Below are 24,430 nucleotides of genomic sequence, written 5' to 3' on the forward strand. Positions count from 1 at the left end.
GATGTGAAATAGGGTATATCTCTGAGAGGGTTGGAGAATGATCCAGACAATGTTTCGATATTTTATGCCGGTGTTGCTGGTCTTTCTTGTTCTGCCGGTGAGGGCGGAAGAGAGGCGCGAGATCACGGGTAGCGCCACCTATCGCGAACGCATGGCGTTGCCCCCCGGGGCCGAACTTGTGATAGACGTGACGGGTTTTCAGGATACAGCCCTCGGCTCGGTACGCATGGCCACAGAGGGGCGGCAGGTTCCCTTGTCTTTCCGTCTTGATATTCCGGCCGATGTGGCGGGCAAATTGCAGGTGGCGATATTGCTTGGCGATAAAATTCGCTGGGTGAGCGAGATGCAGGATATCCCGGCCGGACGCGGGCAACACGATCTTGGCGAAATTCTCTTGAAGGGGTATGTCCCGTCCGGCTTTCAGAGTGTCATGACATGCGCCGATCAGACCTTCCGCATCGGATTTCAGGGGGATCAGGCAATTCTTGACACCGGCGATGAGATTTTCGAACTACCCCGTGTCATATCTGCCTCTGGTGCGAAATTTGAAAGCGCGGATGGCCGCACCATGATCTGGAACAAGGGGAACACCGCGCGGGTCAAGGTGGGCGGCGCAGAATATCTCGAATGCGAAATTACAGAGCCGGTACAGGCTGGCTGGACAGCGCAGGGAAATGAACCCGGATGGCAGGCCGTCATTCAAGACGGTCGTATTTCTTTCACCCTGAACTACGGGGCGGAGATGCTGGATTTGCCGCTGCCCGCGCCGGTCATTGAGCAGGGCGCGTATCGCTATGATTTCCCACGCTTTGGCCTTACCTTTTCGGTCCGCGAGGGGATTTGCGAAGATGATATGAGCGGCCGTGCTTATCCGGCGACGGTTGAACTTGAAACCAGCACGGAAACTTTGCGCGGATGCGGAGGGGAAACCATGGATTTGCTGGCGGGCGCGGAATGGCAGGTGGAGGATATCGACGGGGGCGGTGTCATTGACAACAGCCATGTCACCCTTGCCGTCAATGACGAAGGCCGGATTTTCGGCACTTCCGGCTGTAACCGATACACAGGCAGCTTTGCGATTGATGGAGAGGGAAAAATCAATGTCGGCCAGCTTGCGGGAACCATGATGGCCTGCCCGGAAGCCTTAATGAAACAGGAAGGCCGCTTCTTGCAGACCCTATCAAAAGTAGATCGCTTTCGCATTGACGAGACGGGAGCGTTACAGCTTCTGGTCGGCGAGAAAGTGGTTATCGTCGCCCGCCGTTAAAGAGTATTTTGCTGCCGCGTGATCGCACATACCGGAATGCACTGACCAAAGTTACTTTTTGGGGCGAATGCTGTTACGCGAAATGCCGCCATGTTTCGTCGGCGGCGTATGGCTCGAATCATAGCCATCGCCAAGTCGGTCCAGCTCCTTCAGGACGCGAGCCAGCAGAGATTGTTCCCCCGTGATCATGCCCTCCTCCTCGGCAACCGCGAGTTCGCTGGCGTCATAGGCCCAACGGCGCAGGATTTCGATTTTCTGGTCAAGGGTCAGGTCGGAGCGGGTTGCGACCTCCTCCGGAGTGTCAAAGACCGAGCCCGGGTCGAGCATTGCCTTGTCGAAATCAATTCCGTCTGTGGTCATGGCGTCTTCCTCCGATTATCCTCTGCCTGCCAGTATCGCATTTTTTGCGGATCGGGGAAAGCCGGAGGGGCGACCAGAGTCAGGGGATGGATGGCTCCGTATCGTCAATGACGATGCACCAGTAGATGCCGCCATTCAGGTAGTCTGCCATGTCGCAGTCAAACTGATCGCGTTCGCGCGTGATTTCGGTGGCGATACCGCGATCCGCCAGCAGGCGTGTCCAGACGGCAAGCCCGTCCTGGGTGGAGGAGGAATGCTGATCTTGCAGCGCCGGAGGGTCATAGAACATCAGCAGCTTCACATTGGGATAATGCGCGATCATATCAATCTGCTGCATGCGGTTATGGAGCAGCCGCCCCTCACGAAAGGCGCCTAGACCGGCAGCCAGGATATTGCCGCAGAGCGCCAGCAGGGTGATCAGGGCAAGCACTCTTGCACAGAGGCGCAGTGCGCCCGGCCTTGTTAAAGCGAGGCTGGCGGTGACAAGTAAAACCGGGACGGCCCAGACATAGGGCACATAGCGCGCCCACCAGCTTTCCGGGAAGAACATCGAGGCGCCGAGAAGCACACCCGCGGTAACGGCTAGGCTGTCGGCTGTGCGGGGCCAGGCTTTGCCGTTGCGGCGGGCCGTCATCCGGGCGATGGCATATGCAGCGATGGCAGTAATGAAGGCGAGACTGAAAAACGGCCCAAACCCGCCGCGCCGGGTATCGAAGCGCAGCAGTTTGAACTCATCGAGCTGGAATGTGCCGGGGATTTTAAGTTCGACCGGCGCGTCGATGGGCCAGTCGCTGTGGGCGGTCCGCCCGAAGACACCATAGAAGAACTTCATGGGCGGGGAGAGAGGGACGACATTCGCCGGTTCATTCCCTTTCATGATGCTGCCGACCGCGGGATAGAGAAGCTGTCCATGATCGACAACATTCGTCACATAGGGCTTGTAGCCGATCACGACCACCGCGATGATAAAAGTCCCGCCATAGAGCAATCCGCGATTTTTGATCCAGTTAAGGGTCCGGGCGATCAGGTTGCCTGAACTCTTCTTGAAGACAAGATCGGCGAGAAGCGCTGCAAAGACGATCAGCGGCACATAATAAAGAGCGGCTGTCTTGGTGTTGACCATCAGGATGATGCAGGCAAGGGCCGCGAGCAGCGAGAGCCGCTCCCCCGTCAACAGGTTGCCGAGAAGGAAAAGCGCGAGCGAAATGCCGAGAAGGTAGAGCGGTGCATCCACATAATGGGTGAGGAACTGTCCGATCACAACGGGATTGCCCGCCAGCAACCCGGCGAAGATCAGCGCGGGCAGGGCGGGAATGCGGGGCATCACATTCGGGCCATGGCTTTGATAAAAGCTGAACGCCTGAAGGAACAGAAGGGCGGCAAGGCCGATTGTCAGCACCTGTCCCGAGAGCAGGATCCCCGTCAGGCTGACAATATAGGATTGCAGGACCCAGTATCCGTTGGGATAGGAATCGGCCCAGATATTGGCATGTGGTTTTAGAAACGGGTTCCATCCCGCGCCGATATCCCAAATGGCGCTCAAATGATAGGCATAGCCATCGAAGCCCGGATCATAGAAAGGCCGCGTCGCAAGTGCACATAGCAGCAGGAAGGCACAGAACAGGAATATGGCGGTGAATCCGGCCGCCCCCCCGGCGCGCCCAGCAACTTTTACGGTCACGAACAGGGCGGCAAGCAAGGCTATGCCAAGAAAGACGAGCGGTGTGTGGAAGGTTTCGCTGGCAAACCGGCTCACGATCAGCAAGAAGCCGAGAAAAAGATAGATGGCGGCCGTTCCGGTATGGAGATATCTGGTCATTTGCCGTCAGCCCGTCGGCTGCCCTTTGGCGCACCATAGGATATTTCCGTCGAAAAAGCCGGAAATCGCGCAATTTTCTTTAATGAACTCATCGGTGATGATGGCGTTAATGCCCCGCGCTGCAAGAAGATGCTGCCAGACCATGTCCGAAGACGTGATGATGTCAGACTGATAGTCGCTGGTTTCCCGGGGGTCCTCAATGAGGGAGATTTCAATGACAGGATAGCGTTTCATCTCCTCTATCATTGCGGTGCGCTGATAGGTGTTCAAGCTCTGACGCAGGGAGCCGAGAAGCCCGGCAGCAATATTGCCGAGAAAACACAGGATCACGATGCCGAGCAATCCGCGCGCTGCCATTGCGGGCAATCCTCTGGAAAACTGGAAGAGAGCCCCAAGCGCCAGCAGCAAAACACCCAGCCAGACAAAGGGGATATAACGGGCCCACCAGGGTTCTGGAAAAGCCGCGGAGATGATAATAAGAAGGCCCCCCGTCACGGCAAGGACATCGCCATCCCGCTGTCCATCCATCTCATGTCTGCCATGTCCGGCCAGCCGGGCGATCCCATAGGACGCAAATGCGAGGATGAAGGCGAGACTGAACAGCGGCCCGAAGCCACCGCGGCGGGTATCGAAGTCCAGATCCTTGAATTCTGAGATCCAAACCGATCCCGGAAATTTAAGGTTGATGGGCGCCGTGACGAGGACGGGCCAGACGCTGTCTTCCGTGCGGGAGAAAATACCGTAGAGGAATTTCTCGGGTCCCGAAAGCGTTTCCAGATTTTCCGGGAGATTGGTGTCCATGATTTCATCCACCGCCGGGTAGAGAAAGGCATCATGATCGAGAACATTCGTCACATAGGGCTTGTAACCAATAAGGGCGATGCCGATGACAAAGGCGGCGCCATAGGGAACACCCTTTCGCAGGATCCAGCCGACAGCATAGCCGATCATTGTCTCGCCTGGTTTTTTTAGCAACCCTTCCGCCATGAAGATGCCGATCGTAATCAGGGGGACATAATAAAGGGCGGCGGTTTTTGTATTCACCATCAGGACGATTGAGGCGATGGCGGCCCATCGGCTGAGTCGGGAAGGGGTGGAGGCATCGGACAAGAGGAAAAACAGAAGCCCGGCCCCCAACAAATATAGCGGGCCATCCTCATAATGGGTCATGATCTGGGTCAGTACCACGGGGTTGGCGACAACGATACCGCCAAGGATCAGCGCGGCAAGGATTTTAACGCGTGGATAAACAGGGGCGAGGCGATCATGAAAGTAACCGAAACTGAGGAGCGCGACAGCCGCCATTATCCCGATATTCAGCGATTTCCCGGATAGTAAAAGACCGGTGAGGCTGACAATATAGGCTTCCAGCACCCAATAACCGTTGGGATAGGAATCGACCCAGATATTTTTATGCGGCGGGGCATAAAACGGGTTCCATCCTTCCGCGAGCGACCAGATCGCCGCGAGGTGATAGGAATGGCCATCCTGTCCGACTTCATAAAAAGACTGTGTTGCGATAGCCCAAAGGAGAATAATCGCCATAAAGGCGGCAAGGGCGCCGAGCGCCATAATCTGCGATTTTGGCCCTTCCAGAAGACGGACGGCAAGACAGGTAACGGCAGCGGCCCCCAGCATGTAAATGAGGGGAGAGGCAAGAACATCAAACGGCAGACGCGCCAGAATGACCAGCAGCATCAGGAACAGGAATATGCTGGCCGCGCCAATGCGGGCAAAGCGGGAAAGCGGATGATGTATCATGCTGTTTGCCATGACTGTCCATTCTGATCTGGGGAAGACCGCTTGCTGCTATTCCTGCTTTTTCCGGCTTCCGACTGGAATGCACCATAGGCTATCACCGTTAAAATATCCCGAATGGATGCATTTTTCGCGATTGAAATTTTCCGTTACAACGCTGCGGATGTTCTTCATTTCAAGAATTTTGATGAAGATCTCAAGCGCATCCGACTGGCTCTTGGAATGCTGATCCTCAAAAATGCGGCTGTCTGGAATCAGGGTCACCTCGACATAGGGGTACTCTTCAATCAGACCGAGCCGTTCCGCACGCTGATAGACATGCAGGTGCTGACGGGCGGCGCCAAGAACAGCGGCCAGCATGCAACCGAGAAAGGCGAGCATTGCAATTCCCATCAGGGCCCTTGAGAGAAAGGCGAGTGAACCTCTGCCTGACAGATAGACTGGTGTGATCGCGAGGAAGACACATCCCAGCCACAGGAAAGGCACATAACGGGCCCACCATGATTCCGGGAAGAAAGCGGAGGCGAGGAACAGGGTGCCCCCATAAACAGCCATCGCATCCCCTTCCCGGCGCCATGTATAAGCCGTATTGTTCCGGCTGGCCAGCCGACAGGCGCCATAGGCGAGGAGGGAGGCAATCAAAGCAAGGCTGAAGAAAGGCCCGAAACCGCCCCGCCGCGTGTCAAAGTAAAGGGCGGTGAATTCCGGTTTGGAAAAACTGCCGGGAATTTTGAGATGGATGGGGGCATCCACCGGGACATCGTAAAAATTATCTTCCGATTTGGCGAAAACGCCGTAGAAGAATTTGACAACGGTCGGCATGTCGCCATCGACATTCAGCGGCGTGTTGGTGTCCATGATGCGCCCTGAATCCGGATAGAGCAGCGCTCCATGATCGAGAATATTCGTCAAAAACGGCTTGTATCCGACAACGACAATGCTGAATATGCCGACAAGTATATAGGCGATGCCCTTCTCTTTGAACCAGCTCAGGAGATTGGCTAAAAAGGAGCGACCGCTCCGGTTCAGGGTCAGTTCTATGAGCAGCCCGCCAAAAATGATCAGCGGGCCGAAATAAAGCGCGCTGGTTTTTGTATTCAGGAGCAGGACAATGGCGGCCATCGTACCGACGCGGGCAAGGCGGTTTGCCTGAAGTGCATTATCCAGCATGAAAAAGATGATAGCCGCCCCAATGAGATAAAGGGGCGCATCGACATAATGAGTGTGGAGCTGAACAAGTACGACCGGATTTCCGGCAATCAGGGCGGCCATAAGCAGGGCTGTGACAAGACGCAACCGCTTGTTGGCAACGGGCAGGTGGTCATGGAAAAAGCCATAGGCCTGAAAAGCAACAAGAACAGTCAATCCCAGCAGCAGCGACATTCCGGCGAAGGGCAGGCCGGTCAGCGCAACGATATAGGACTGGATTGTCCAGTAACCGCTCGGATAGGAGTCCACCCAGATATTGTTGTGATGGTTGAGAAAGGGGTACCATCCCTTGGCGAGATCCCAGACCGCGGTTATATGATATCCGTAGCCGTCATGTCCGGCAGGATAGAAAGATTGTGTCACAAAGGACAAGATAACCAGTATGGCGCAGAATATAACGAGAGAGATAATTCCGACGACAACGGCCCTGCGACCGTCCAGATACCAGAACAGGCCCCCGGCAAGGACCGCCGCGGCGACCACGAACCCGGCAGGCGGCAGGATGTGTTGCAGCGGAATTCTGCTGCAAACCAGCAAAATGGCCAGAAAAACAAAAATGAAAGCGGTTATGCTATTGGTACTACGCGTCATTTATTGATTTTCCTGTCAACAGGCGCCGACTGCCCCGACATGTATGTAATATAAAAAGATCAAATTGTCTCGCGCCCAGGCTCGGACGGTCCTGCGATGTCCGCACCTGCCGTTGCACCAATGGGTACAATTATCATCAAATTGTTAAGGGATGTTAAACCGCACGCGGATCAGCCTTTCCGATCCTCATTCCCCTTCTTTCAGGGGGCACCAGTGAACACCGCCCCATAAATAATATGGCGGATTGCAGGCGGGTTCCTGGTCGTCCGGGATAGCGCGGGTCTTAACCCCCCGCATTTTCAGTAATGTTTCCCATATTTCAACGGATGATGAGTAAAGGACCTTGCCGCCCTTCCAGATGGACAGCTCAACCATGGGGAGCTCTTTCATGTAATATATTTTCTGCGTATTCTTGTAGGTATTAAGGTTCTGCCTTCCCGCGCCAATGAGCCCGGCCAGAATACAGAGCATGAAAGAAACCACAGCCACCCATTGCAACGCCCGGACGGCAAGCATCATCTTGCCACTGCCCGACAGGAACAGGGAGGAAAGACCGAAGAGGGCCGCGGCAAGCCAGGCATGCGGGACGTAGCGGGCCCACCAGCTTTCCGGAAAAAACATGCAGGTGATTGTCAAGACAACGGCAAATGCCGCGATGCCGTCGCCGGTGCGCTGCCAGCGGTAGGAACTTCGGTTGCGCGCCGCCACCCGTGAGGCCCCATAGGCCAGGATTGAGGTGAGGAAGGCGAGGCTGAAATAGGGGCCGAAGCCGCCGCGCCGGGTATCAAAGATCAGCTCCTTGAACTCCGATTTCTTGAAAGTACCGGGTATTTTGAGAACAATCGGCGCGTCAATCGGGATCGGCCAATGGTTGTCTGCGGTCACCGAAAAGATGCCATAGAGGAATTTTACCGGCACGGGGAGCGCATTGACATTTTCCGGCATGTTTGGCGCCATGATTTTATCAACGGAGGGGTATAGCAGCGTCCCGTGATTCAGCACATTGGTTACATAGGGCTTGTAGCCGATCACCAGAATGGCGAATAATCCGGTAACCATATAGAGTAGTCCCTTCGCCTTCATCCAGCGCAAAGCGCGGGTGAGAATGCCGTTTTCGCCATGGCTGAGAACCAGTTCCATGCAAAAGGCGCCAAACACGATTAGTGGTGTGAAGTAGAGTGCGGCCGTTTTGGTGTTGATCAGCAAAATGATGCAGGCGATTGCCGCCCATCGTGCGAGACGATTTCCCGAAAGGGCATCCATCATCAGAAATAGGACAAGGGATGTCCCCATGAGATAGAGCGGGGCGTCCACATAATGCGTCATTAGCTGTGTCAGGACGACAGGATTGGCCGCAATGATACCGGCAAAAATCAGCGCCGCGAGATGATGAAAGCCGCCGAGCGGAGGCGCTACCCTTTCAACAAAAAAACCATAGGCAAGCAGGCCGGTAACTGCCATCAGTCCGGTGACCATGCCATGTCCCGACAGCAGGAACCCGGTGATGGAGACCACATAGGATTGTAAAACCCAGTAACCGCTCGGGTATGAGTCAACCCAGATATTTTTATGCTCCGACACGAAAGGGTCCCAGCCATCGGCAAGGTCCCAGACCGCGCGGAGATGATAGGCGTAGCTGTCGTGTCCGGTATCATAGAAGGACCGGGTGACATAGGCCCAGAAAAAGAGCAGCAGGACAAATCCGGCAATGGACAAGAGGGCGGACAGCAGGGTTCTGATGCCCCCGTTCATATAAAGCAGGACGGCGGAAATGGCGCTTGCCGCCGCCAGAAAAACGGCGGGGGGGATCGTCTCCGGGGCCGGTATTCTGCTGATAACCAGTAGAACCGCCAGGAATATGAAAATTGACGATGATCCGACCAAGGCAAATCGCGCCACACTCATTCCCCTTTATTTGTCACAAATGCCGGATTCCAGCGGAAACAGGTAAAAATTTCGTAAGCTTTTCTCAGATTTGTGTGTTTTTTTCGTCTCGTGAATGACGCCCTGCCATTGTCACGAACTACCTCCCTCTGCGCCGCCCGATGTTTTGGGCGCGCACCAGTAAAGATTTCCGGTCAGCACGCCGTCCAGTTCGCATTTTTGCTTGCCGCGGGGCTGTCCGCCAATCCGGCTATTAACGCCTCGCAGTTCCAGAAGCCTTTGCCATGTCTCCGCTTCGCTGCCCGTGCTTTTGGAATGCTGGTCTTTGGTAATGCGGATATCGAGTTTTCCATAAAGTTCGATGATCGGGAATTGTTTCATCTGCTCAATCTGGAAACTATTGTAATAAGCGTTTAAATTCTGGCGCAGGGCGCCCACCATTCCCGCCGCAATACATCCCGTAAGAGCGACAATTGTGACCGTCAAAAGCCCCCTGCTGATGAGCTTGCCTGTGCCCTTCCCGGAAAGCATCAGGCTGGAAATGGCGAGCAGGATAATCCCCAGCCATAAAAGCGGAATATAGCGCGCCCACCATGGTTCCGGAAACAGGGCGGAGGAAACAAGCAGGGTCAGCGCCATAACGGCGAGGCCATCCCCGGCGGGGTGCCAGTCATAATCTGTTTTGTTGCGGGCGGAGAAACGGGCGACCGCAAAGGCGCCGATTGCGGCAAAGAAGGCAAGGGCGATGAATGGGCCGAAGCCGCCGCGGCGTGTGTCGTAACGCAGCACCCGGAATTCGTCCATATTGAATGCCCCCGGAATTTTCAGCGTTACCGGCGCATTGAGCGGGACCGGCCAGCGGCTTTCGCCGGTTTTCGCCAGCAGGCCATAGATGAACTTTTCCGGGATCGACAGCGGAATGATATTTCTGGGTACATTATATCCCATAATCTCATCCGACGGGGGGTGGATGAATTCGCCATGGTCGGTGATATTCGTGACATATGGCTTGTATCCGATAACAAGCACCGCGAATATTGCTGCGAGGACGTAGAGAAACCCTTTCGAATGAATCCACTGGCACATGCGCCGGATCAGGCTTCCCTCTCCTTTGCGAAGGACAAGTTCCATCAGAAAGCCGCCGACGACAATAAGCGGGGTGAAGTAAAGCGCCGCCGTCTTGGTGTTGAGAAGCAGCAGGATGCAGGCAATGGCGGCCCAGCGCGCCAGCCGATTTGTTCCGAAGCCGTCCAGAACAAGAAAAAAGACGAGAGCGGCGCCGACAAGATACATCGGGGCATCCACATAATGCGTCATAACCTGCGTCAGAACGACCGGATTGGCGATAACAAGGCCAGTAAAGACCAGGGCGGCGAGAGGAGGGAATAAGGGGAAGACGGGAGCAATCCGCTCAAGATAAAAGCTGTAGGAAAGCAAGGCGGTAACGGCCATAAATCCGATCAGCAGCGCCTGGCCGGACATCAACTGCCCGCTCAGAGAGACGATGTAGGATTGCAGGACCCATAAACCGCTCGGATAGGAATCTACCCAGATATTGTTATGTGGCGAGAAAAACGGATGCCACCCGGCGGCGATGTCCCAAATGGCATGAATATGATAGATATATTCGTCGTCACCCGGAGAGTAGAGGCCTCGCGTCAACCAGGCCCAGAGCAGGATAAGGGCACAAAAGGCGGCAATGGAGCCAAGGGCCAGCAGCATGGATCTGAAACCGCCGGTTATCCAGATGATGGCAGCAACGGCAATGAGGGAGAATGCGAAGAAAAGGGCCGGAGGCAGAATTCCTTCCAGGGGAAGTCGGCTAATGGTCAGCAGGGCGGCCAGAAAAATGAAAATATAGGCGGCCATAGCGTTGAAATTACGTATCATAAACCTTGCGACCCAACATAATTACTATCAAAAAACAACACGAAAAGAAGATGCCTCATATGCCCTCACCGCAAGCAGTTTCTTATTCCCTCTGAGTAAAAGGGTTGGTGAGGCAGGCGTGCGGTTCTTCCGTACAATCAAAAGTTTAATATGGAGATCTGTTTCAATCTCCCGCCCTTTCTTTTTAGCAGCCCCGGACGCTGAAATGCAATATGAGATGAGAACAACTGTCCACTTGCCGGATAGGGCAAATCACCGAGATGCGCGCTACTGCGGTATCGGGCGGCGGCGATTTTCGCCCTGTTATAGAAAATTTTAACACTATTTGATGGATAATAGCGACGGCTTTTCAGGCTGTTAAATGCGGGAAATGTCGCGGCGGGCTGTCAGGGGATGGTTTGACGCAGGTTATATATTCTCTATTATTCCAGCTGGCGTCGGCCAGATCTTGTGAAATCGGTTTGTGATGCCGGAGTTTTTGAATGGGTACCTCTGATATTCGGGGCAGTAAAGCAGGGCCTCTTGCGTGGTTTCTCGTGATGATGGCCGGGCTTATTCTGCTCGGGTTTCTGAAAGACATCTATCAGGATGACTTCCCAATGGGTGAAGAGCTGTATCTGATGGATTTCGTCCTGACGTTCCAGGTCAATCTTGATTCCTGGTATCCCATGTACAGGGCAGCGGTCGAAAAAATGACCAACCCAGATGCGGGGCTTTACCAGACGATATTCTTCGACCAGAACATCAAATTCCAGTATCCGCCGGCCAGCCTGCTGCCGATTATGGGGCTGGTGAATTCGGGCGTCACCTGGGAAGACTTTCTCAGCATCATGAATATTACCTCTTTTATCTCGATGATTGCCATATCCTGGTGTGTATACAGAATAGCCATCGTAACGTTTCGCTCCTATTACCAGCATGGGGAGTTTTCCTGGGGCCTACGGTTTGTCCTTTTCATCTTGATGCTGATCGGGACTCTGACCTTTTACCCGATCATTCACGCGCAATATCTGGGTCAGATACAGGTCATACTGGACCTTGTGATCGCCTTGTCGTTTCTGTTGTGGCTGGAAGAGCGGAAAATAGCTGCCGGGGTGATGATTGCGCTGGCGACGATTGTAAAGCCGCAATTCGGGCTACTCCTCCTTTGGGCAGTACTCCGTAAAGAGAAACATTTCGCGCTGGGCATGTTCGCGGTTCTGGCCGTGGTGGGGATTGTGTCGCTGATCGTTTTCGGCTTTCAGGATCATATCGACTATCTCGCCGTGCTGTCCTATATCGGTAAACATGGCGAGGTTTTCTGGCCAAACCAGAGCATCAACGGCATCCTCAACCGGCTGCTCAGTGATGTGAGCTCCCTTGAGTGGGACTTTTATGCCTATGCGCCCTATAACAGCTTCGTTTATGCCGGGACGCTTGCCTCGACCATCGGCTTCCTTCTTTTCGGTCTTTTTTATCGTCCAGCGTGGGTGCGCAACGATCCGGGCAATAAAGATCCGATGATCTCCTTGCTGGATATGGCGACGATGGTTCTGCTGCTCACGATCGCCTCGCCGGTCGCGTGGGAGCATCATTATGGTGTCGCCTGGCCAGTTGTGATCGTTCTTCTTGCTTTGATCGTCATTTTGCTCCGCACGGACAAGACGCTGCCCTCGGTTCTCTCCCTCGTATTTGGTATTGTGGGATGTTTTCTTGTCGCCAACTTCTTCCCATATGCCGAAGAGGTTGCATACAGCACGCCGCCGATCAATATTCTGCAATCCTATATTTTCTTCGGGGGTCTGCTGCTGATTGCCGCACTCCTGCTGCTCAGGGTCAGGGCGCGGCCACTTCTTCAGCCATAGCAGGGCCGCCGCCGGGCGGGACAGGTCACGCGGCGGAATGTATCCTGCACCCCTCCGCCCCGCAGATCAGTTGCGCGCAGGCTTCTGTGCGGCTTTATAACCGCACCAGAAGACATGCGCTTCCAGATATCCATAAACGTCGCACACCTCGGGGTTTTCCTCCGCCCGGTCGCCATTGCTCATCACCCGGGCATTGACGCCACGCAGGCTGAAGAGCTTCGCCCAGATTTCATCTGCATCGGAGATCGTTGTGGACTGCCGGTCGAGGTGAATGCGGGGATCTTCCTCGACATAGAATTCGATAACCGGCAGATCCTTGTGGGCTAGGACGGCATTCGTCAACCGGTGGACAATGAGAAGCTGGCGCCCGGCTCCGAGGGTGGCGGCCAGCATACACAGCAGAAGTGAGATCACCGCCACCCAGCGCAGCAATGAGAGGATTTTGCCAACCTTGCTATCCGCCGCGTAAAACAGGGTCGCCGCCGCGAACAGCACGATACTCAGCCAGGTGAAAGGAACATAGCGCGCCCACCAGGATTCAGGGAAGAAGATGGATATTACCAGCAGCAGCAGGGCAAGGGCGGCGATACTGTCCCCCCTGGTCGCGGCGGCGGCGGAGATTGTGTTGCCGCCTTTCAGGCTTGCCAGCTTGCAGCCCGCATACGCCAGGATCGCGGTGATGAACGCGAGGCTGAACATCGGCCCGAAACCGGCACGGCGCGTATCAAACCGCAGCGCCTTGAATTCCGACAGAACAAAGCTCCCGGGAATTTTCAACTGGAGGGGGGTATCGAACACAACGGGCCAGAATGTCTGTCCGGTACGACCAAAGATGCCGTAGAAAAATTTCTCGACCGTCGATTTGCCGATCAGGTTGGCCGGGAAATTATAGCTCATGATATCCCGGACGGATGGATACAGCAGCTCCTGATGGTCCAGCAGGTTGGTGACATAGGGTTTGTAGCCGACGACGACAGTCGCAAAAATGGCAACCAGCCCATAGGCCACGCCTTTCGAAAAAACCCAGCCGAAGACCCGGCGCAGAAACGCCGGTTCTGATTTTTGCAGCACCATCTCCATAACTAGGCCGCCGAAAACCAGCAGCGGGACATAGTAAAGGGCGGCCGTTTTGACATTGACCAGCAGGATGATGCAGCTGAAAATGCCGATTTTCGCGAGACGGTCGGGGCTCAGCGCGTCGGACATCAGGAAAAACACCAGCCCGGCGCCGAACAGATAAACCGGCGCATCGGTGTAATGGGTCAGAAGCTGCGTGATCACGACCGGATTGCCGATCACCAGCAGGGCGAAAATCGCGGCCCAGATATGGCGCCATTTGATATTGGCGATCGGGAAATACTCGGCACAGAGTGCATAGACCTGCACGGCGAGAACGGCGGCAAGGCCGGTCTTGAGGGACTGGCCCGATAGTGGCAGGCCGGTTAGCGCGACAATATAGGATTCCAGCACCCAGTTGCCCGATGGGTAGGAATCGACCCAGATATTGTCATGGGCCGTGAAAAAGGGGTGCCATCCCGCGGCAAGGTCCCATATGGCGGTCAGGTGATAGGCATATTCATCATCTCCCGGTGAGAAGAGGGAAGACGTTCCATAGGCCCAGACAAGAAGCAGAACGAAAAATCCGGCGAGAGCGACAAGCGCGGCGCGAACGGCCTGCCAGCCGAAGGAAAGCTGAAAGAGAGCAATGCAGAAAACGATGGCAATCCCCACATCTACACTGGCCGGAACGCTGGAGGGAAAGGGAATTCTGCTGATGATGAGCAGCAGGGCCAGAAACGCATAGACGGCGCCGGTCCCAATGTTCAAAGTCCGTATCATAGGCAAATCACCCCTCGCCCTTGCGATATGTCCAATCGGGCGCCGATGCAATCGGTCCCGTAATACTGCCGGAGATGGCATTGATATGCGGCTTTGCCATCCATTTCGATCAGTTGGTTTACTGGAAACTGACCCGGCTGTCGATCCGGGATTTTACCCGAAAAGGGTTGATATGATCTTAAAAGCAGAATACCGCAGCGCGTTACCGGGCGTCCCTTTTATGCCAGAGCGACAGAACCAGCCCGCAGAGCACAAGGCATGTCCCGATAATATCCCGGGTGGACAAGGGCTGCGCAATGAAAATAGCGCCGAGAATGGCCGCCGTCACGGGGCTGAGGCCCAGGAAGACGGTGACATTCGAGGCAGGGATGCGGGACAGGGCAAACAGCCAGCAGAAGTAACCGAACGCGCTTGCCCCGCCGATCAGCAACAGAATAAGCCAGGCTGTGCCGGAAAATGACATGAAAGCCGTTATCTGTCCCTCCAGCAGGGCAAGACCGAACAGGAAAATCACGGCGGAGGCCATGGAAAGAGTGCCGATTTGCAGCGCCGGATAGCGGGCCAGGGAAGTCCCATATAATACTGAGCAGAGCGCGCCGAGGAAGGCGCTGAGAAAGGCCGCGCCGACACCGATCCATCCGGCCGCATCGAGTTTGCCTGCAAAGGCCGTTGCGCCTACAGTGAAGCCGACGCCAATAATAGTGAGCAGGATGCCGCTCAACTTACGGAGTGTGAAACTCTCGCGGCGAAGCAGAAGGGCAAGGGTCATTGTCTGCAAGGGCAGGCTTGCGAATATCAGAACGGCAAGCCCCGCCGTAATATGAATGACGGCGAAATTCAGCAGAACAATCAGAAGGGCAAACTGGAAAACGCCGAACAATCCGATTTTCATCAGATCATGACGGGGAATGGGGTTCCATCTGATCCGTAATGCAAAGGGCAACAGGATCAGGACGCCGATCAAATAGCGGATGAATGCGATGGTGACAGGGCCTATTTCGGTGGCAATGGCCCCGGTTGCGACAGTCGCCACGCCAACCAGCAGGCCACAGATTGCAGCGGCGAGCAGGGCCGCTTTTTGCATCGTCACAGATCCAGTTCCCAGGTCTGGCCCACCAGATGCTGTCCGAAATCGTAATAGGGTTCCTGCTCCGTCAGGATGAAGCCAGCCTCCTCATACAGATGAATAGCGGCATGCAGGATGCTGTTGGTCCAGAGGGTTATTTTCTCATATTGTTTGCGCCGTGCGAATTCAATGCATTCGGCGACCAGCTTGCGACCAACACCCATGCCGCGCGCCGATGGCTCCACATAGAGAAGGCGGAGTTGTGCCGTTCCCCCCTGCTTCTGGACAAGGAAGACGGAGCCGAGAATTTCCCCCTCCTGTTCGGCGATCCAGCAATTTTCCATCGCCGGATTAAACTTGCCGACGAAATCCGCGGCGATACGCGCGACCAGCGCCTCGAACATATCATCAAAACCATACTCCCGCGCATACAGAACGCCATGCCGGTGAATGACCCAGCCCATATCGCCGGGGCGATGCGGACGGATCATGATCGGGGCGGGTTTGAGCGTCTCATCGCCAAGCGTTGCGCGGATCAACCGCATGGCGGCGAGAAGTTCTTTCTGTTTTTCCTCCGGTAAATTGTCCAGAACGGCTGCGACTTCATCGCGCGACGCTTTGATATAGGGCGCAAAATGATGCGCTCCCTCCGTCGTCAGGGATAGGAGACGCAGGCGGCCATCTTCAGGACTCCGGTTGCTGCCGACCATGCCGGAGGAGCGGAATTTTTTCAGTAACCGGCTGAGATAGGCGGGGTCGAGCGACAGCCGGGTTGCGAGTTCGGCGGCGGTGAGGGTACCCGCGCTATGCAGCTCATAGAGGATACGCATTTCGGTGAGCGTATAGGGGCTTTTCAGCAGTCCCTCATTCAGGGCGCCCACTTGCCGCGTATAAAAACGGTTAAACTCCCGAACCGTATCTATGCGTTCTGTTGCGGTCATGCTTGCCTCCTTTTGTTGTAAAATTACAATAATATAGTTGACTCAGTCAAGTAATATGCGGCGGGACAAGCGATTGCCAATTGTTTAAGCTTGTAAAAAAACCGGTTCACCGGACCTGGCGGCAGGGCCGGATAGAGGACCAAAGTCAGGAAAAATTTAAGTTACGGGAGCAGGGACAGATGGGAGCACTTCGGGATTTGACGGGNAAGGTGGCGTGGATTACCGGCGCGGGAACGGGGATCGGACAGGCGGGCGCCCTCTCGCTTGCCGAGGCGGGCATGCAGGTCATCCTATCGGGCCGCCGCGCGGACAAGCTGGACGAGACGGCAGCGATGATCCGCGACGTCGGGGGCAAGCCGGTGATTGAAGAGCTGGATATCGTCGATGCGGATCAGGTGGCGTCCGTGGCGGGGCGGATTAGTGAGACGTTCGGGCGGCTGGATGTCGCGGTTTTCAGCGCCGGCATCAATATCCGGGAGCGGGCCTGGGATAAGGTCGGACCCGAGGGATGGAAGTCGGTTGTTGAAGCGGACCTGAACGGTGCCTTTTACTGCTGTCATTCGGTCCTGCCGATGATGCGTACACAGCGGCAGGGGTTGATTATCAATGTCGCCTCCTGGGCCGGGGTGCGGCCGTCAAAGCTGAGCGGTCCGGCCTATTCCGCCGCCAAACATGGCATGGTCGCCATGAATGAGAGCTTGAATATGGAGGAAGCGAAAAACGGCATCCGCGCTACGGCCCTGTGTCCGGGGGAAGTGGCAACGCCGATCCTTGAAAACCGTCCGGTGAAGCTGAGCGATGCGGAAAAGGCGGCGATGCTGCAAAGCGAGGATCTGGGCGAAACCATCCTGTTTCTGGCGCAGCTGGATCCGCGTGTCTGCGTCAATCAGATGATTATCAGCCCGACGGCGAACCGCGCCTATCTCGCCTCCTGACCGGGCGGATGGCTTGCTATGAGGGCAGGGCCGGTTTGGCATCCGGTGCGGTGACGGGAGCTGTGCGCGCGCTGCGGAAAAAGACCAGATTTTGGCGAAACTGCGCGGCGCTGGCCTGCCAGCTATAATTCATGGCGTGGGCCCGGCATTGCGCCCGATCGAGAGAAAGTGCAGCCATGGCGGCGGCGGCAAGATCGTTGTCCAGAACGCCGACAGGCGCATCACCGATCACATCCAGCGGGCCGGTGACGGGATAGGCGGCGACGGGAACACCGCTCGCCAGCGCCTCCAGCAGGACAAGCCCGAATGTGTCCGTCAGGCTGGGGAAGACAAAAACATCTGCCGATGAATACAGCTCCGCCAGTTTTTCCCCTTCCTTAACGCCGAGGAAAAATGCGGTGGGATATCTGTTTTCCAGCTCCCGCCGCTGCGGGCCATCCCCGACAATGACCTTACTGCCCGGCAGGTCCAGTTTCAGAAAATCCTCGATATTCTTTTCGACAGCCACCCGCCCGACATAGAGAAAAACGGGAGAGGGAAAGCGGAAGGGGCGCTGTGTCCGCGGGTGAAATGTTGCCGTATCAATGCCGCGTGTCCAGCGGCGAATATTGCGAAGCCCCCGGCCTTTGAGCTCGTTTTCAAGACTTTGCGTTGCCACCATGACCGCCGCCGAAGGCCGGTGAAACCAGCGCAGAAAATGATATCCCCAGTCAACGGGCAGCTTTAGGCGGGCATTCAGATATTCAGGAAAGCGCGTATGAAACGCCGTTGTGAAGGGCAGGCGATGCCTGCGGCAATAACGCCGGGCGGCAAGGCCAAGGGGGCCTTCGGTTGCGATATGGATGGCTTCCGGCGCGCATCGTGCAATGGCCTCCGCCAATCGCTTTCCGGGGAATAGGGAGAGACGGATTTCGGGATAAGTCGGGCAGGGAAGCGAGAGAAAACTCTCCGGCGTCACCAGGGTGACGTCATCCCCCGTTGCCGTCAGGATTTCTGCAAGCTGCGAGAGTGTCCGGACGACACCGTTGATTTGCGGATGCCAGGCGTCGGTAACGATGAGGATTCGCATGGAATTTTTTCCTGCTTGGTAGAGACAGGCGGGACAGCCTGCATCCAGTGGATAATTTCAAGACGGCCGTCGAAATGCTCGACCAGCGCCGTGCAGCTCTCCACCCAGTCGCCGTCATTACAATAGAGAATGCCATCGATGTCGCGTATTTCCGGGTGATGAATATGGCCGCAGATAACCCCATCGACACCGCGTTCGCGGGCGACATCGGCAAGAGCGGTTTCAAAATCGGCAATGAATTTGACGGCGTTCTTGACTTTGAGCTTCAGATAGGCCGATAGCGACCAATAGGGATAGCCGAAGCGCAGTCGGAATTCATTCAGCACGTCATTTAATTTGAGACAGAGACCGTAGCTCCAGTCCCCGAGATAGGCGAGCCAGCGAGCATATTTCACGACAACATCGAATTCATCCCCATGCAGGACGAGAAATTTACGCCCGTCCACGGTGGTGTGAATATATTCATGCGCCACCTGAATGGCGCCGAAATCATGATCGACATAGCCGCGGGCGAATTCATCATGATTGCCGGGAATGAAGATAACGCGGGTGCCTTTGCGCGCCTCACGCATGATTTTCTGGATCACATCGTTATGCGCCTGCGGCCAGTACCAGTTCTGGCGCAGGCTCCAGCCATCGACAATATCGCCGACAAGATAGAGATTGTCGCTTTTGCAGCATCTCAGGAAATCGAGCAGGAAACTGGCCTTGCATCCCGGCGTGCCCAGATGGATATCGGATATCCAGATGGAGCGGTACTTGTGGGTGGAAACACGGGCATCCATTACGCATACTCTTCCGTTTGACCATTGTTTGCAGGCGCCGAACGGCTCTGTGCGTATGTCTATGCCCCGTGCGGGACAGTTTGATGACTACCCGGTGATGGTTTTGTTGCGATGCAGGGAGCAGCGGCCCGGGGGACATATCCCTCCTGGTCCTGCGATGACGGCCGAAGCGGTTATTCGCCGCCCGCAGCGGGTTTTTTCCGAAAGTGATCCAGATAGATATCGCCCCAGCTTCCCCCTCCAACCTCGTCATAGTCGCGCTGTAGCAGAGTGCGGGTCACTTCATGGGGATCAAAAAGATGTTCAAGCCGGGTGATCAGGAAAACATTATCCTTGCCCGTGAACAGGGCGCGGATCGCGTCGGCATCAACGGGGCGCACACCGGGGACCGCCGGGAAGCCGTCAGGGTAAAAATCGGAATAATCAACAGCAGGATAAGCGACGGGCACACTCCGGATGCGTCCAGCGAAGCCCGGGTCTGACACATAGAGGCGGGCCGGTAGATACAGATCGTTCGGCAGCAGCAGGAGTACGTCATTCTCCCCAACCTCCTGTGCAAGACCTGCCATAATCCGGTTCCAAGGCTCTTTCTCGGCCGCGGTGAAGGTGGCGTAGAGGCCAAGCAGCAGGACGATTACATAATAAATTTTCAGTACGGTGCGGAGTGCGCGGCTGTCAAAATAGCCGATGGCAAGAGCCAGCAGCATGAAATAGGGGATCAGCCCCGGCAGCAGGATGCGCTCGATGAAAATATTCGGGCCGACGATCGAGACGGCAATTGCAACAACGGGAAGGGCAAAGCAGCTCAGCAGGAAGAAGCAGACGAGAGAATATCGTCTCTCCCGCAGCATCCGGTAAAGGCCATAAAGCGCCAGCAGGGCGGATACCAGTCCGGTGAGAACGCCCAGGCTGAGACGCAGCATATGAAGGAGGGGCAGATTGCCGAATGCCGGGTCGATATAGCGATCGGAGAAGCCGAAGCCGAACACCCGGCGCAGGGCGTGGGCGACGTTCGCAAGATCGGGCTCCGGCACCCAGCTTGAGGCTTCCCACAGGGAGATCTGCCGGATGATCTGGAGGATCAACGGGATCGAGACAATGAGGACGATGAGCGTGGAGCCGAGAAGCCAGAGCAGAAAACGTTTCTCGAACCGGCGGTCAATCATCCAGTGCAGCGCCAGGGACGCATAGAGGATGGCGGTGGATAGGCCGCCCAGATGATGCGACCAGTTGGTGAGGATCATGCCGATCGTGAACAGCGCCCATCCTTTCAGCGTCCTTCCCTCACTCGCCGTAAAAATCAAGACCATGCCGAGAAGGGCAAGGGAATAGGCAAGGAACATCAGAATGTAGGGCCGGGCTTCGACGGAATACCAGACGAGGACCGGCGTGAAACAAATCAGGAAGCAGTTGAACAGCGCCGCGCTTTCGGCATTTTGTCCTAGGCTGCAGGCGACCCTGCGGGTTGTGAAATAGCTGGTGAGGACCAGCAGCAGACTGATCAGGATGGACAGCGAGCGATGCCACAGACCGCCGTTATCCGCGCCGATCAGCCCCCAGAGCTTGACCAGGCTGTAATACAGCGGCGGATGCGATTCGATTTCCGGCAGCCAGAACCAGATGTCGCGGAAGGACAGTTCGGTGAACCAGGCGGTATAGCCTTCATCCAGCCAGTAGGAAAAGGTGGTTTCATGGGCGATCTTGAAGATCAGGGAGATCACGATAATGACGGCAAGCAACCCAAAATGCCCTGCCTTGCCGAATTGGTTACCCTGATCGCTCAACTGACTGCTCCGGTCTGATATATCGTGATTTTGTGCGTGACTGAGCTTACTGTTTAACCATGAATAGGAAAAAGAAAGTTAAAATTAAGGATTTTCCGCTACAAGCGGATTTCCTATAGTAGCCGAGACCTTTCTGCGGCTTTGGATGGAAGCAAGAATCATGCTGACCCGGTACGCATGAGAAAGAGAGACAAGTCCATTGTTTGAGAATGTGAAGCATGTGGTGGTGGATCTGGACGGAACGCTGGTGCGGACCGATCTGTTTGTCGAATCGATCCTGCGCTACCTGAAAGGCAATCCCTTCAAGATCATCAATCTGATCCGCTGGCTGATGGCAGGGCGCGCCTTTGCCAAGCAGAAAGTAGCCGAGCATGTGGAGATTGAAGCTGAGTTTCTCCCATATGAAGAAGGGCTTATTGAATATCTGAAAGAACTGAAGGCGGCGGGGAAGGAACTTATTCTTGCGACGGCATCGCATCGCAAATATGCCGACCAGGTGGCCGCACATCTCGGAATTTTCGATCGCGTCATGGCGACGGAAGATAATCACAATCTGAAGGGCCAGAATAAGCTGGCGGCCATTCGCGAGTTGATCGGCGATGCGGATTTCGCCTATGCCGGGGACAGCGCCGCCGATACGCCCATCTGGCGCGCAGCGGCGGCCAATATCATGGTCAATGCGCCCGCCGCCAATGTTGCCGAAGCGGAAGCCGCGGGCAAACTTGTCTGGCAGGGAGCGCCGGAAAAGCCGGTCTGGAAAGCTTTCGTCAAGGAAATGCGCCCCCATCAGTATGCGAAGAACATGCTGATATTTGTCCCGATTGTCACCTCCCACGACTATTTTGACGGCTCGCATGTTGTGGCCACTATTCTGGCCTTCATCTGTTTCAGCTTTTGCGCGTCCGGCGTTTACTTTCTCAATGATCTTCTCGATTTGCAGGAAGACCGCCGTCACCGCAGCAAGCGCTATCGCCCCATCGCCTCGGGATCGCTGCCGCTCTCGCTTGGGGTGGCCGGCGCCGTCGGCTTTCCGCTGCTCGCTTTTCTGATGGCGCTTGTCCTGTTGCCGCTCAGCTTTTTTGCCGTATTGCTGTTTTATTTTGCCGTTACCAACGCCTATTCCTTCTGTCTCAAACGGTTGACGACGGTGGATGTGGTCACGCTGGCAATCCTCTATACGCTGCGGGTTGTGGCGGGGGCGGCGGCCTCCGGGCTGGAGCTGACGTCATGGCTGCTGGCCTTCTCCGTCTTTATCTTTGTCAGCCTTGCCTTCATGAAGCGGTATATCGAGGTATCGGCGCTGCCGGATGAGGCGGGACAGGTGCGCGGACGCGGGTATTCCGCGGCTGATCAGGAAACCATGTTCAGCCTCGGCATCAGCAATTTTACAGCGGCGGTTGTCATTCTCGCCCTTTATATCAACAGCCCCTATGTGCTGGTGTCCTATGAAACCCCTCAGGTTCTCTGGCTGTTGTGCCTGATTGTGCTGTTCTGGGGCAATCATATCTGGACCTGCGCGCGCCGCGGGCAGATTCCGGATGATCCGGTGGTCTTCGCCATCAAGGATAGGGCCAGCCAGCTTGTCGGGGTTAGTTTTGTCGTCGTGCTGTTTATGGCAAAATATATATATCTTGAATTTTAATTTTCGGGGCGCCCGGCGCCTGCGGTTTGACTGGGAGATATTCCGAAATGTCCTTTCTTGTTCTGGCTCTGATTCTGCTGACGGTCTTCGCTTCGGCCTGCGCACAGCTTGTCCTGAAGCTCGGCGTTGCCGATCAGAAAATGCAGGCGGCCATGCAGTCGGGCCTTTTCGACAGCATGTTCGCCGCCGCCCTCTCGCCCTTTATCTGGGGCGGGCTGGTGATTTATGCGCTGAGTGTTGCGCTCTGGCTCTGGGTGCTGTCAAAAGTGGATCTGAGCGTTGCCTATCCTTTTGTCGGGCTGGGCTTTGTCGTGACCATGCTGTTCGGTATCGTGCTTCTCAATGAGAATGTCACGATGCCCCGGGTTCTCGGAACCCTGCTGATCGTCGGCGGATGCGTGCTGATTGGCCGTTCTGCCTGAAGGGCATCGGAAATCCGCCGTCCCTCAAGCCGCGTGGCTGAAATATACCGGTGCGGAAGTGTTGCCATACAGTAGGCAGTCCTGTTTTGCTGCGCTGCGGTGATGAGGGCCGCATGCCTTTACACGCCTGCGTTATGCAGGGTTAAATTCCCCTTATAATTGATATGCACCCTAAAGAATAAAAAATTTTATTCATTGCGAATTTCTTTAATACATAAAGTAAAAATTTTTATCATATATATTCATTTTAACTTTTTATTTTGGATTCAAGTTATACCGCGAGTGCGAACAAAAAATAACCGGTCGCATGGAAATGTTTTATTGACGCTTGTTCAAAGCCCTGCCTATACTTTCGAAATCGCTGTATTAGTCCGATACGAAATGCGGCGGCAAAATAACTAATAAAAACCGGACAATAGTGGGAGGCTATCCTGTTTGAGTTTTTGCAGTTAGTAATCGGGGGCGTGTCCATCGGGTGCATTTATGCGCTTGTCGCTCTGGGGTTCGTTCTGATTTACAAGGCAACCGAAGTCGTCAATTTTGCGCAAGGCGAATTGATGATGCTCGGTGCTTTTCTCGCCTATACATTCATTTTTATCCTGGGATGGAATTACTGGATCGGTGCTGCTGCGGCCATCGTCTGCATGTTTTTTGCGGGCAATCTGGTGGACCGGGTATTCCTCAGGCCGGTGCTGGGGCAACCGCAGTTCTCCATCATCATGGTGACCATCGGTTTCGGCTATATGGCCCGCAGCGGGGCGACAATGGTCCCCGGCTGGGGGGCGGAAACCTATGCGATTTCAACGCCTTTTTCCAGTGAAGGCATACAGCTCGTTCCGGAATCCATGGGCTCGCTGGTAATTTCCGAGACGGATATCTCCGTGATTGTGGCGACCATTATTCTCTGCATTGTGCTCTATGCCTTTTTCACCCACACCCGTCTTGGCGTGGCCATGCAGGCGTCGAGCCAGAACCAGCTGGCCGCCTATTACATGGGTATCCCGGTTAAATCTGTCTTTTCGATGATCTGGGGGATCAGCGCGGCCGTGGCGGCCGCCGCAGGTATCCTTCTTGCGCCGACCACGCTGATCGATGCGAATATGGGCTTTATCGGGCTGAAGGCTTTTCCGGCGGCGGTCCTTGGCGGTTTCGGGTCAATCCCCGGCGCTGTTGTTGGCGGATTGATTATTGGCATTATTGAAACGCTGGCCGGGTTTTACTTGCCGCCCGGCTTTAAGAATGTGGCCGCCTATGTTGTGCTGTTGATCGTGCTGGTTGTCCGGCCGCAGGGGCTGTTCGGACAGAAAACCGGGAAGAGGGTGTAA

General features: G+C 55.5%; 18 protein-coding genes. 6 read left to right on the plus strand and 12 right to left on the minus strand.

Features of this window, described 5'->3' with window-relative positions:
• Window positions 1–49 precede the first annotated feature (49 nt).
• On the plus strand, window positions 50–1,267 hold the full coding sequence (locus CMN55_RS01000) for an META domain-containing protein (protein WP_293947650.1): 1,218 nt from the start codon (window positions 50–52) through the stop codon (window positions 1,265–1,267).
• A gap of 51 nt (window positions 1,268–1,318) precedes the next feature.
• Here the strand turns inward: CMN55_RS01000 and CMN55_RS01005 are convergent, their stop codons facing one another.
• From CMN55_RS01005 to CMN55_RS01030, 6 genes are all read right to left on the minus strand, one after another.
• Window positions 1,319–1,627 carry a hypothetical protein gene (locus CMN55_RS01005; RefSeq protein ID WP_293947651.1) on the minus strand — a complete coding sequence of 103 codons (309 nt, stop codon included), beginning with the start codon at window positions 1,625–1,627 and terminating at the stop codon, window positions 1,319–1,321.
• Between the two features lie 79 nt (window positions 1,628–1,706).
• The gene (locus CMN55_RS01010; protein WP_293947652.1) at window positions 1,707–3,446 is read right to left on the minus strand and encodes a hypothetical protein; all 1,740 of its coding nucleotides are present in this window, start codon (window positions 3,444–3,446) and stop codon (window positions 1,707–1,709) included.
• A gap of 6 nt (window positions 3,447–3,452) precedes the next feature.
• On the minus strand, window positions 3,453–5,219 hold the full coding sequence (locus tag CMN55_RS01015) for a hypothetical protein (protein ID WP_293947653.1): 1,767 nt from the start codon (window positions 5,217–5,219) through the stop codon (window positions 3,453–3,455).
• 36 nt (window positions 5,220–5,255) lie between these two features.
• The gene (locus CMN55_RS01020; RefSeq protein ID WP_293947654.1) at window positions 5,256–7,004 is read right to left on the minus strand and encodes a hypothetical protein; all 1,749 of its coding nucleotides are present in this window, start codon (window positions 7,002–7,004) and stop codon (window positions 5,256–5,258) included.
• 186 nt (window positions 7,005–7,190) lie between these two features.
• Window positions 7,191–8,903: a hypothetical protein gene (locus CMN55_RS01025; protein ID WP_293947655.1), complete on the minus strand. Its 1,713-nt coding sequence runs from the start codon at window positions 8,901–8,903 to the stop codon at window positions 7,191–7,193.
• A gap of 117 nt (window positions 8,904–9,020) precedes the next feature.
• Complete coding sequence (locus CMN55_RS01030; RefSeq protein WP_293947656.1) at window positions 9,021–10,778, minus strand: hypothetical protein; 1,758 nt, start codon at window positions 10,776–10,778, stop codon at window positions 9,021–9,023.
• Between the two features lie 482 nt (window positions 10,779–11,260).
• Here CMN55_RS01030 and CMN55_RS01035 point away from each other — a divergent pair, with 482 nt between their 5' ends.
• On the plus strand, window positions 11,261–12,622 hold the full coding sequence (locus CMN55_RS01035; protein ID WP_293947657.1) for a glycosyltransferase family 87 protein: 1,362 nt from the start codon (window positions 11,261–11,263) through the stop codon (window positions 12,620–12,622).
• A 66-nt stretch (window positions 12,623–12,688) separates the two neighbouring features.
• Here the strand turns inward: CMN55_RS01035 and CMN55_RS01040 are convergent, their stop codons facing one another.
• The 3 genes from CMN55_RS01040 to CMN55_RS01050 all read right to left on the minus strand — a co-directional run bounded on the left by CMN55_RS01040 (window position 12,689) and on the right by CMN55_RS01050 (window position 16,468).
• Window positions 12,689–14,461 (minus strand): hypothetical protein, encoded by a 1,773-nt coding sequence (locus tag CMN55_RS01040; protein ID WP_293947658.1) that lies wholly within the window; start codon window positions 14,459–14,461, stop codon window positions 12,689–12,691.
• A gap of 202 nt (window positions 14,462–14,663) precedes the next feature.
• Window positions 14,664–15,545, minus strand: coding sequence for a DMT family transporter (locus CMN55_RS01045; protein ID WP_293947729.1), 882 nt, complete (start codon window positions 15,543–15,545; stop codon window positions 14,664–14,666).
• Window positions 15,546–15,547: 2 nt separating this feature from the next.
• Entirely contained in the window at window positions 15,548–16,468 is a 921-nt protein-coding gene (locus CMN55_RS01050) for a bifunctional helix-turn-helix transcriptional regulator/GNAT family N-acetyltransferase (RefSeq protein ID WP_293947659.1), read from the minus strand.
• A 179-nt stretch (window positions 16,469–16,647) separates the two neighbouring features.
• On the opposite strand from CMN55_RS01050, the gene CMN55_RS01055 reads away from it, so the two are divergent.
• Window positions 16,648–17,403 carry an SDR family oxidoreductase gene (locus CMN55_RS01055; RefSeq protein ID WP_293947660.1) on the plus strand — a complete coding sequence of 252 codons (756 nt, stop codon included), beginning with the start codon at window positions 16,648–16,650 and terminating at the stop codon, window positions 17,401–17,403.
• Between the two features lie 16 nt (window positions 17,404–17,419).
• Here CMN55_RS01055 and CMN55_RS01060 read toward each other — a convergent pair whose 3' ends face one another.
• The 3 genes from CMN55_RS01060 to CMN55_RS01070 all read right to left on the minus strand — a co-directional run bounded on the left by CMN55_RS01060 (window position 17,420) and on the right by CMN55_RS01070 (window position 21,041).
• A complete protein-coding gene (locus CMN55_RS01060; protein WP_293947661.1) occupies window positions 17,420–18,472 on the minus strand; it encodes a glycosyltransferase family 4 protein in 1,053 nt (350 codons plus the stop codon).
• Window positions 18,388–19,257 carry a UDP-2,3-diacylglucosamine diphosphatase gene (locus CMN55_RS01065; RefSeq protein ID WP_293947662.1) on the minus strand — a complete coding sequence of 290 codons (870 nt, stop codon included), beginning with the start codon at window positions 19,255–19,257 and terminating at the stop codon, window positions 18,388–18,390. Before CMN55_RS01065 ends, CMN55_RS01060 begins: the two co-directional genes overlap by 85 nt.
• Window positions 19,258–19,430: 173 nt before the next feature.
• Window positions 19,431–21,041 (minus strand): glycosyltransferase family 39 protein, encoded by a 1,611-nt coding sequence (locus tag CMN55_RS01070; RefSeq protein ID WP_293947663.1) that lies wholly within the window; start codon window positions 21,039–21,041, stop codon window positions 19,431–19,433.
• 199 nt (window positions 21,042–21,240) lie between these two features.
• Here CMN55_RS01070 and CMN55_RS01075 point away from each other — a divergent pair, with 199 nt between their 5' ends.
• The 3 genes from CMN55_RS01075 (at window position 21,241) to CMN55_RS01085 (ending at window position 24,430) form a co-directional block, all read left to right on the plus strand.
• Window positions 21,241–22,683 carry a UbiA family prenyltransferase gene (locus CMN55_RS01075; protein ID WP_293947664.1) on the plus strand — a complete coding sequence of 481 codons (1,443 nt, stop codon included), beginning with the start codon at window positions 21,241–21,243 and terminating at the stop codon, window positions 22,681–22,683.
• Between the two features lie 47 nt (window positions 22,684–22,730).
• Window positions 22,731–23,105, plus strand: coding sequence for a DMT family transporter (locus tag CMN55_RS01080; protein WP_293947665.1), 375 nt, complete (start codon window positions 22,731–22,733; stop codon window positions 23,103–23,105).
• Window positions 23,106–23,536: 431 nt separating this feature from the next.
• Entirely contained in the window at window positions 23,537–24,430 is an 894-nt protein-coding gene (locus tag CMN55_RS01085; RefSeq protein WP_366931931.1) for a branched-chain amino acid ABC transporter permease, read from the plus strand.

Source organism: Sneathiella sp. (assembly GCF_002694385.1).
Taxonomy (GTDB): Bacteria; Pseudomonadota; Alphaproteobacteria; order Sneathiellales; family Sneathiellaceae; genus Sneathiella.